Below are 8,747 nucleotides of genomic sequence, written 5' to 3' on the forward strand. Positions count from 1 at the left end.
TGAGCATCATGCGGCAGCATCCCTACAAGGCTCGCACTGAGACAAACCCATCTCGACCGGGTTCAACTCCGGTGCATAAGCGGGGAGACGGAAGACCGTCAGCCATGTCGCCCGCCGGGCCGGCAGCTCCCGCATCTGCGCGTCGATGTGCTGGGTGGAGTCGTCCCACACGAGCACGACCTCCCCGCCCGGTTGCCGGCGGGCGGCATCGAGCAAGGCGGCGAAGTCCCGCTCCCGGAACCCCTTCTTCTCCCCGCGGCGGCCGGAATGGTGCACCGGCATCCGGTGGATCAGCCGGGCGCGTCGCCCGGGGCGGGCACACACCGGCGCGGCCGGCGAGATCCTGCCCCCTCCCTTCCCCGCCACCTCCACCCGCGGCGAGCGGCCGCGACGGGACCTGGGGGCGCCCCGGCGAAGCCAGGGGAAGTGCGCGCCTTCGGCGGCCGATGGGACTGCCCCGACTCGTCCTCGAAGACCAGCCACGCGTCCTGGTCCCTCACCGTTTTTCCACCCGCGGCCAGGTCTCCTTGCTCCAGGTGGCCACCGCCCGCCCGTCCCGCTCCGCGGCCCGGTGCACTGGGGGTACCTCCCGGCCGAAGGCTGGGGGAGCACCAGCACCGACCACCCCATCCGGTGCAGGATCCGGCTCATCTGCGGTGTGCTGAAACGGCCAGGGAAGCGGCGGGCGACCAGGACCGCCACCCGCTCCAGCGTCCAGCGCTGGTCCTCCGGTCAGCCGTGCGCGGCCGGCCCCTCCTCCAGCGCCTGCTCCCGCCACGCCCGCCGGGACGGCCTCATGTGCGACGGGTAGCCGGAGGGCCCCTTCGAGCGCAGCGCGTCGGCGTCGTCGGCCCGTCAGGCACAGGCGGACTTGCGCGAGACCCGCAGCCGCCGGGCGACCTGCCCGGGACCGGCCCCGGCGACGAACATCTCGGCAACCTCGAACCGCACCCGCTCCCGCTGGGTCCGCTGCTTCGCGGTCAGGCCGCCCCCATCGGGATACCTCATAACTTCGGGACACACCCGTCATGGTCGCGCGTCACCCCGAAGCGAAAAACTCAGAAGCGCGCTTCCTCGATGTCCGCCACCGGTCCGCCCCTTGGTTCTCGTACTCCGCCGGGCTCCCTGGGAGTCCTGATGACGCAGGACCGACTATCTGCCCGCGCGAGCCCTCGGTACGGCGATCCCCCACGCGAACTCCGCCTCGCAGAAGGCCGGGAGCACCGGTCAGGTGATCGGCAGGAAGTCCGGGGCGAGCGCGGCCGCGCGGGCCGTGGCGGCCGTCATGCGGCGGCGGTGATGGCGACGGCACAGGACCTCGTAACCGACCTCGTCCGGGGACCCGGTGACATCGCCGACGACCACCTGCGCGCCTTCCACCACCATCACCCCGCCGACCGTCCGGGCGTTGTGGGTGGCACGGGCGCCGCACCAGCACAGGGCCTCGACCTGGAGCACCTCCACCCGGTCGGCGAGCTCCACCAGCCGCTGGGAGCCGGGGAACAGTTTGGAACGGAAGTCGGTGGTGATGCCGAAGGCGTAGACGTCGAGGTCCAGGTCGTCCACCACGCGGGCGAGCTGGTCGATCTGCTCCGGCACCAGGAACTGCGCCTCGTCCGCGATCACGTAGTCCGCGCGCCGGCCCTGCGAGAGATGGTCGACGAGGTGCGCGTACAGGTCCGCGTGCTCCCCGACCTCCACCGCGTCCGTGACCAGGCCGAGGCGGGAGGACAGCTTGCCCTCGCCGGCCCGGTCGTTGCGGGTGAAGATCATGCCCACCAGGCCGCGCGCCGAACGGTTGTGCTCGATCTGGAGAGCCAGTGTCGACTTCCCGCAGTCCATCGTTCCGGAGAAGAACACCAGCTCGGGCATGGGAGGTCGGGCACCTTTCGGCGGGTACGGGGGTGAGGACGGACCGGGTGGGGGTGGCTGGGTCCGCGGGCGGCTCGGGGCAGGCGTCAGGAGCGTACTTCGAGGAGGGGGACCAGTTGTTCGGCAGGGGTCAGCGAGCCGTGGTTGCCGACCATCGCCGATTCCTTCGGCTCCCGCTCGGAGGCGATGACCAGCACGTCGTCCCGGGCGGCGGCGACCACGTCGCCGATCCGGTGGTACACGCGGTCCTCGATCCGGGGGCCGAACCAGCCCGCGTCGATCGCCTCGTCCCGCGAGGCCACCCAGAACTGCTCGCCGAGCACCTCGCGCCAGCAGGTCAGCACGTCCGCCGCCGCGCCCGGTACGGCGTAGACGTGTCGGGCGCGGCCCTCGCCGCCGAGCAGGGCGACTCCGGCGCTCAGTTCCCAGTCGTGGTCGAAGTCGATGCGGTGCTCGTCGTCGAAGGGCACGTCGATCATCCCGTGGTCGGCGGTGACGTAGAGCGCGCTGCGCGGCGGGAGTTGCTCGGCCAGCCGCTGGACCAGGCGGTCGACGTACATGAGCTGGCCGCGCCAGGTGTCGGAGTCGACGCCGAAGCGGTGGCCCGCGCCGTCGACCTCGGCGTAGTACGTGTAGACGAGGGAGCGGTCGGCGGCGGCCAGCTGTGCGGCCGCGAGGTCCATGCGCTCCTCGCCGGACAGCCGCCCGTGGAAGGCGCCGCCGCTGAGCGCGACCTTGGTCAGCGGGGTGTTCGCGAAGGCGGGTGAGGACACCTGGGCGGCGTGCACCCCCGCCCGGTGGGCCAGTTGGAAGACGGTGGGGTGGGGCTGCCAGGTGTCGGGCCGGGTCCAGGGCTGCCAGCGCAGCTGGTTCATCAGCTCGCCGGTGTCCGGGTTGCGCACGGTGTAACCGGGCAGGCCGTGCGCGCCGGGCGGCAGGCCGGTGCCGACGGAGGCCAGGGAGGTGGCGGTGGTGGCCGGGTAGCCCGTGGTGATCGGCCGTCCGGTGCCGCCGCGCGAGGCGGCCAGCAGGGACGCCATGAACGGGGCTTCCTCCGGGTGAGCCCTCAGCTGCTCCCAGCCGAGGCCGTCGATCAGGAACACGCAGTTCCGGTCGGCGGGGGTGAGCTCCGGGATCGCGCCGGTGGTGCCGGGGACGCCCATGCCGGCGGCGAGGGTGGGCAGCAGGTCGGCCAGCGAGCCGGTGCCGTACTCGGGCAGGGGTGCGGAGTCCGGGGCCAGGGGCTCCGGGTGGACGTCCCAGCCGACGGTGTGCGGGGAGGGTACGGGGGGCGGGATGTGCGGGGTCGGGGAGATGTGCGGAGTCATCGTGTGGGGTCCGCGGTCGCCTCGGAGAGGGCCTGCGCGAAGGCGAGCGCCTGACGCACCGTCTCCGGGCCGTCCCCGGCCTCGCTGACCCGCAGGCTGAGGTCGTCGGCCGTCGAGCTGCCCGTGTAGCCGTGGTCGGCCTCGCAGTTGGGGTCGCCGCAGGCAGCGGGCTCCAGGTCGAGGCGGGCGACCGCGCCCCAGCCGATGGTGAGCACGATCTCGCGGGGCAGTGTGCCCGGCTTGTAGGACTCCGGGTTGGCGACGACGCGGCTGACCACGATCGACGAGATCCGGCCGAGCTTGACCGACTCCGTGGACGTGGTGGCGTACGGGGTCGGGGACGTGGTGTCGGCGGCCTGCTCGTCGGTGTGGCTGACGATGAAGCGGTTGCCGGTGAGGACGAGCACGGTCACATGGCGCCGCACCTCGTTCTGGTCGAACGTGGTCTCCTGGTGGACCAGGTACGACCGGACGGGCTCGCCGCCCACCGCGGCCTCCACCGCCTCGGCCACGAGGGCCGGGTAGTAGCCGCTGCGCTCGATCGCCGCCCGCAGCCCCTGGGTCGTCGTACTGGTCTTGGCCATGGCGCCCATCCTACGGGGGACCACTGACTGCGAGGCACCGGTCACGGCACTCCCCCGCGCGCCGGGCCGGTCCGGGCCGGGAACGGCCCGGACCGTTCGGCCGGAGGGCCTCACCGGTCCGCGTCCTCGCGCGGCGGCTGCTCGTCCACCGAAGTGCCGTCCCGCGCGAGACGGCCGGCGAGACGGCGAGGGCGTACGCCGCGGTGCCGCGCTGCCACGCGTCGGCCCGCAGCAGGGTCGGCCGGGCAGCGCCCGCGCGCCTGAACCCGCTGCTTCGACCTGCCCGCCCACCGCCCGTCGGCCTCGGAGAACCCGCCACCGGAACGGCCATCCGGCACACACCCCTGCCCGAAACCGGAAGACCCGCCTGAAAAAGGATTACACCGCGTGATCGGAAGTCATGCGGTGGCTCCAGGCTCAGTACGCGGGGAGGGTCCGGGGGCCGAGGTCGTCGCGGGCGGGGGGCGGGGCCAGGCGTACGGAGGCGCTGAGGACGCTCACCCCGTGGGTGGCGACGACGACCGGCTCCAGGCTGACCGCGACGACCTCGGGATGGTCGTCGACCAGCCGCGACACCCGCAGCAGCAGCTCCTCCAGAGCGGGAGTGTCGACGGGGGTCGAGCCGCGCCAGCCGAACAGGAGGGGTGCGGTCCGGATCGACCTCACCAGGGAGGTGGCCTCCCGGTCGGTGACCGGGATCAGCCGGTGCGCCATGTCCCCGAGCAGCTGCGACGGGGCGCCGGCGAGTCCGAAGGAGAGCGCGGCTCCGGCGGCGGGATCGATCACCGCGCGGACGATGGTGTCGACACCGCGCGGTGCCATCCGCTGCACGACGGGGCGCAGCTCCTCGGGCGTGCCGAGCTGGTCCGTCAGCTCGGCGTAGGCCCGGCGCAGTTGCTCCTCGTCCGCCAGGTCCAGCCGTACGCCGCCCAGGTCTGCGCGATGCCTGAGGTGCGGGGCGGTCACCTTGAGGGCCACGGGCCGGCCGAGGGCGCGGGCGGCCTCGACGGCGGCATCGGCGGTGGGAGCGGGGAGGGCGCGGTGGACGTCGATGCCGTAGGCACCGAGCAGCGCACAGGTCTCCTCGGTGCCGAGGGTGAGGCTCTCCCCGCGCGTGAGCTGCGCGTCGATGAGGGCGGCGGCGCTCCGCTCGTCGATGTCCTCGTACGCGGGCACCCTGCCGGGGTCGGCGGCGTCCCGTCGCCACTGGGCATAGGAGACGGAGTGGGCGAGGGCCCGGACCGCGCGTTCGGCGGCGGGGTAGGCGGGGATGAGGTGGGCGTCCTCGGGAAGGCTCGCGGGGGTGGGCGGGGTGGCTGGGCCCTGGGGGGTGGCCGGCGTCGATGCGGTGGCCGGCGTCGGTGCGACGGCCGGGCGCTCGTCGTCGGGCGGGGCGGGGTGCGTGGCCTGCGCGTCCGGGCGGGCCGGGGTGGCCGGGGCCGGCTGCGGGGCCGTGCCGGCCGCCGCCGACAGGGCCTCGGCCAGGCCGCCGAGTTCCACGTGGACGACCAGGACCGGCTTGGACGGGGTCGCGGCGGCGGCCGAGCGCAGCGCCCCGGCGAGTGTCGCGTCGTCGGCCGGCGTTTCCCCCAGGGCGGGGAGAGCGGTCACGACCACCGCGTCGCAGGTGTCGTCGGCCAGCGCCCGGGACAGCGCCGCGTGGAAGTCCGCCGCCGACGCCCCGGTGGTGAGGTCCAGCGGGGCGTGCGGGCGCAGCCCCTCGGCGAGGCAGGCGTCGTAGGTGAGCAGACCCAGGGACTCGGAGTTGCCCAGGATCGCCACCCGGGGCCCGGACGGCAGCGGCTGGCGGGCGAGCAGCAGACCCGTGTCGACCAGCTCCGTGATGGTGTCCACCCGGATCACCCCGGCCTGCCGCAGCAGCGCGGAGACGGTGGCGTGGGGCAGTCGCGTCGCGCGCACGGCGTGCCCGCGGGGTCCGGAGCCGTGACGGGCGCCCTGGACCACGACCAGGGGCTTCAGCGCCGCGGTGCGGCGGGCGAGGCGGGTGAACTTGCGGGGGTTGCCGATGGACTCCAGGTACATCAGGGCGACATCGGTGTCCGGGTCGTCGTACCAGTACTGCATGACGTCGTTGCCGGAGACGTCGGCCCGGTTGCCGGAGGACACGAAGGTGGACACGCCCGTGACACCGGTGACTCCCCCGCCGCGCCGGTGCAGCCGCGACAGCAGGGCGATACCGATGGCTCCGGACTGGGCGAACAGGCCGATGCGGCCGGGGCGCGGCATCTGCGGCGCGAGCGAGGCGTTCAGGCGTATGTCCGGGGAGGTGTTGATGATGCCGAACGCGTTCGGTCCGATGATCCGCATGCCGTACGAGCGGGCCTGGCGGACGAGGGCGCGCTGGCGCTCGCGGCCGTCGGGGCCCGCTTCGGCGTACCCGGCGGACACGACGACAAGCCCCTGCACCCCGTGGTCGCCGCATTCGGCCACGGCCTCGGGGACGTCGTCGGCGGGCACCGCGACGACGGCGAGGTCGACCGGGCCGTCGATGTCCCGCACCGAGCGGTGGGCGGGCACTCCGGCGGCTCCGTCGAGTTCCTTCCGCTCCTGCGGGAGGGCCTTGTTCACGGCGTACAGGCGGCCGGTGAATCCGGCGTCCCGAATGTTGTCGAGGAGGCTGCGACCCACCCCGCCGGGCGTGCGGCCGGCGCCTATGACGGCGACCGAGCCCGGGGCGAGCAGCCGCTGCACCGAGCGGGCCTCGGCGCGCTGCTCGCGCGCCTGCTGCACGGCCAGGGAACGGTCGGTGGGTTCGAGGCCGAACTCCAGGCGGACCACGCCGTCCTCGAAGCTGCGCTTCTGTGTGTACCCGGCGTCCGTGAACACCTTGATCATCTTGCTGTTGGCCGGCAGCACCTCGGCGGCGAACCGGCGGATGCCGCGCTCCCGGGCGACCGCGGCGATGTGCTCGAGCAGGGCGGAGGCGATGCCCCGGCCCTGGTGGGCGTCCTGCACGAGGAAGGCGACCTCGGCCTCGTCGGCCGGTGACGACGCGGGCGTTCCGTCGGGGCCGATCCGGTCGTAGCGTACGGTGGCGATGAACTCGCCGCCCACGGTGGCCGCGAGCCCCACCCGGTCCACGAAGTCGTGGTGCGTGAAGCGGTGCACGTCCTTGGCGGACAGGCGGGGGTAGGGCGCGAAGAAGCGGTAGTACTTCGACTCGTCCGACACCTGCTCGTAGAAGCTGACCAGGCGCTCGGCGTCATCGACGGTGATGGGGCGTACGCGCGCGGTACCGCCGTCACGCAGCACCACGTCGGCCTCCCAGTGGGCGGGATACTCATGCCGGTCCGAGGAGGTCTGCATGGGCCCCAGAGTACGGCTCGCGTACGGCAACGGCGCGAGGCAGTCTGTGGGGGCACGAGCCGGACCGGGGCCGCGGTCCGGTGCCGCCGGGGAGCGTGAAGGGGTGCCACTCCTGGCGCCGCTTCCGGTACCGCTCCCGGCATGCTTCACGATATGGGAAACTGGTCTAGACAACATGAACTCCGAAGGGCAGCAACACATGGCTGAGCGCCGCGTCAACGTCGGCTGGGCCGAGGGCCTCCACGCCCGCCCCGCTTCCATCTTCGTCCGATCCGCCACGGCCACAGGCGTCCCGGTGACGATCGCCAAGGCCGGCGGCAACCCCGTCAACGCGGCCTCCATGCTGGCCGTTCTGGGACTGGGCGCCCAGGGCGGCGAGGAGATCGTCCTCGCCTCCGACGCCGAAGGGGCCGACGCCGCCCTGGACCGGCTGGCGAAGCTGGTCTCCGAAGGGCTCGAGGAACTCCCCGAGACCGTCTGAATTTTGCGCCCAAGCCGGCGCCGCTCTCGCGGAACCGGTTGCGCGCCGTCCGGGTTCCTCAATTGATGGTTGCTGTGCTCTGCGGTTCACAGACACCCACCCGCGGCACCGAAAGGCCTGCTCCGATCCGTCGGGCGGGCCTTTCGTTCTCCCTTTTCAGCACAGCGAGAAATACCCCGGAATTACGCTCCCTTTTGTATACGGCACCCGCGTCAAGAGCGCGGACTCGGCGCGTTTACGGGATGCTGCGAGTTCCTCACACCCTCCGTGCGGGCCACTCGGTCCACGCGCTCCGCCCTGTCCGCGCGCTCGGCCCTGTCGGCTCCGGCGAGGAAGCGCGGGCGGTGGGCGGCGGCGCGCTCGGTGTGCAGCGCCATGACCGCACGCGCGCGCCCGCCGTCCCCGCGCCCCACGGCGTCCACGACCGCGCCGTGCTCCGCCCGGCACTCCACGGGGTCCCTCGTCGCCCGCACCTCGTACCTCCAGCCGATCTTGTGCCGGAGCCGGAGCAGCGTCGACGTCGGTGCCGGGCTGCCGGACGCCTGGGCGAGCGTCTCGTGGAACCAGCCACCCAGTGAGCGCAGGTCGCCGCTGTGGCCCTGACCGGCCCGCTCCCGGCCCAGCCGGACCAGGCCGCGCAGCACCTTCAGATGGACCTCGGTGCGACGCCGTGCGGCACGGGAGGCTCCGAGCGGCTCCAGCGGCAGCCGCATCTCCAGCAGGTCGGCGGCCTCCTGCTCGGTGGGTTCCGCGACGCACGCGCCCGCGTGCCGCCGGGTCACCACGAAGCCCTCGGCCTCCAGGGTGCGCAGGGCCTCCCGGACGGGGACGCGCGAGACGCCGTAGCGGCGGGCGAGGAGTTCCTCGGTGAGCCGGCCGCCACGCCCATGGACACCCGAGACGATGTCGTCCCGGATCGCCGTGCACACCGGGTGCGCCGGAATACGCGTGACCGACCTCCGAATTGTTCCCCACACAATGCCAACGGGTGACGTCCACTCCGTGACTCTATTGCAACGCGCGGGAATTTCCGACGGCGAGCCGGGAATCATGTCCGCTTTTTGGACGACGGGTCGCCCGCCGGAAAACCCGAAGGCTCTGGCCGAGGCCCTCTCCGGGCTGCTGCTCGACCCGCCGCTGCGTGAGTCGCTCGGC

The 8,747-nt window shown here is 73.3% G+C and carries 8 protein-coding genes and 1 pseudogene; 1 reads left to right on the plus strand and 8 read right to left on the minus strand.

Going from position 1 to position 8,747, the window contains the following annotated elements:
* Positions 1-6 precede the first annotated feature (6 nt).
* The 7 genes and pseudogenes from ACFP2V_RS21845 to ACFP2V_RS21870 form a co-directional block, all read right to left on the minus strand.
* A complete protein-coding gene (locus ACFP2V_RS21845) occupies positions 7-282 on the minus strand; it encodes a transposase (RefSeq protein ID WP_381215104.1) in 276 nt (91 codons plus the stop codon).
* A 342-nt stretch (positions 283-624) separates the two neighbouring features.
* Positions 625-717, minus strand: a pseudogene (locus ACFP2V_RS38700) (winged helix-turn-helix domain-containing protein); the annotation flags it as partial.
* 138 nt (positions 718-855) lie between these two features.
* Positions 856-1,008 (minus strand): hypothetical protein, encoded by a 153-nt coding sequence (locus tag ACFP2V_RS21850; protein WP_381214999.1) that lies wholly within the window; start codon positions 1,006-1,008, stop codon positions 856-858.
* Positions 1,009-1,227: 219 nt separating this feature from the next.
* Positions 1,228-1,872, minus strand: a complete 645-nt coding sequence (locus ACFP2V_RS21855) for a thymidine kinase (protein WP_381215002.1) — start codon at positions 1,870-1,872, stop codon at positions 1,228-1,230.
* Positions 1,873-1,958: 86 nt separating this feature from the next.
* Positions 1,959-3,200 (minus strand): alkaline phosphatase family protein, encoded by a 1,242-nt coding sequence (locus tag ACFP2V_RS21860; RefSeq protein WP_381215005.1) that lies wholly within the window; start codon positions 3,198-3,200, stop codon positions 1,959-1,961.
* A complete protein-coding gene (locus ACFP2V_RS21865; protein ID WP_381215009.1) occupies positions 3,197-3,784 on the minus strand; it encodes a DUF5998 family protein in 588 nt (195 codons plus the stop codon). The genes ACFP2V_RS21860 and ACFP2V_RS21865 overlap by 4 nt, the downstream gene beginning before the upstream one ends.
* Before the next feature lie 417 nt (positions 3,785-4,201).
* Complete coding sequence (locus ACFP2V_RS21870) at positions 4,202-7,111, minus strand: bifunctional acetate--CoA ligase family protein/GNAT family N-acetyltransferase (protein WP_381215012.1); 2,910 nt, start codon at positions 7,109-7,111, stop codon at positions 4,202-4,204.
* Between the two features lie 199 nt (positions 7,112-7,310).
* Here ACFP2V_RS21870 and ACFP2V_RS21875 point away from each other — a divergent pair, with 199 nt between their 5' ends.
* A complete protein-coding gene (locus ACFP2V_RS21875; RefSeq protein ID WP_042172977.1) occupies positions 7,311-7,592 on the plus strand; it encodes an HPr family phosphocarrier protein in 282 nt (93 codons plus the stop codon).
* A 212-nt stretch (positions 7,593-7,804) separates the two neighbouring features.
* Here the strand turns inward: ACFP2V_RS21875 and ACFP2V_RS21880 are convergent, their stop codons facing one another.
* A complete protein-coding gene (locus ACFP2V_RS21880) occupies positions 7,805-8,557 on the minus strand; it encodes a GntR family transcriptional regulator (protein WP_381215107.1) in 753 nt (250 codons plus the stop codon).
* Positions 8,558-8,747: the final 190 nt, after the last annotated feature.

The sequence above is a fragment of the Streptomyces incanus genome (assembly GCF_042656345.1).
Taxonomy (GTDB): domain Bacteria; phylum Actinomycetota; class Actinomycetes; order Streptomycetales; family Streptomycetaceae; genus Streptomyces; species Streptomyces incanus.

Bases quoted from the DNA above. Each gene is read 5' to 3' on its own strand.
- ACFP2V_RS21850 (WP_381214999.1), bottom strand. From the start codon at position 1,008: ATGAGGTATCCCGATGGGGGCGGCCTGACCGCGAAGCAGCGGACCCAG.
- ACFP2V_RS21870 (WP_381215012.1), bottom strand. From the start codon at position 7,111: ATGCAGACCTCCTCGGACCGGCATGAGTATCCCGCCCACTGGGAGGCC.
- ACFP2V_RS21855 (WP_381215002.1), bottom strand. From the start codon at position 1,872: ATGCCCGAGCTGGTGTTCTTCTCCGGAACGATGGACTGCGGGAAGTCG.
- ACFP2V_RS21875 (WP_042172977.1), top strand. From the start codon at position 7,311: ATGGCTGAGCGCCGCGTCAACGTCGGCTGGGCCGAGGGCCTCCACGCC.
- ACFP2V_RS21845 (WP_381215104.1), bottom strand. From the start codon at position 282: ATGCCGGTGCACCATTCCGGCCGCCGCGGGGAGAAGAAGGGGTTCCGG.
- ACFP2V_RS21860 (WP_381215005.1), bottom strand. From the start codon at position 3,200: ATGACTCCGCACATCTCCCCGACCCCGCACATCCCGCCCCCCGTACCC.
- ACFP2V_RS21865 (WP_381215009.1), bottom strand. From the start codon at position 3,784: ATGGCCAAGACCAGTACGACGACCCAGGGGCTGCGGGCGGCGATCGAG.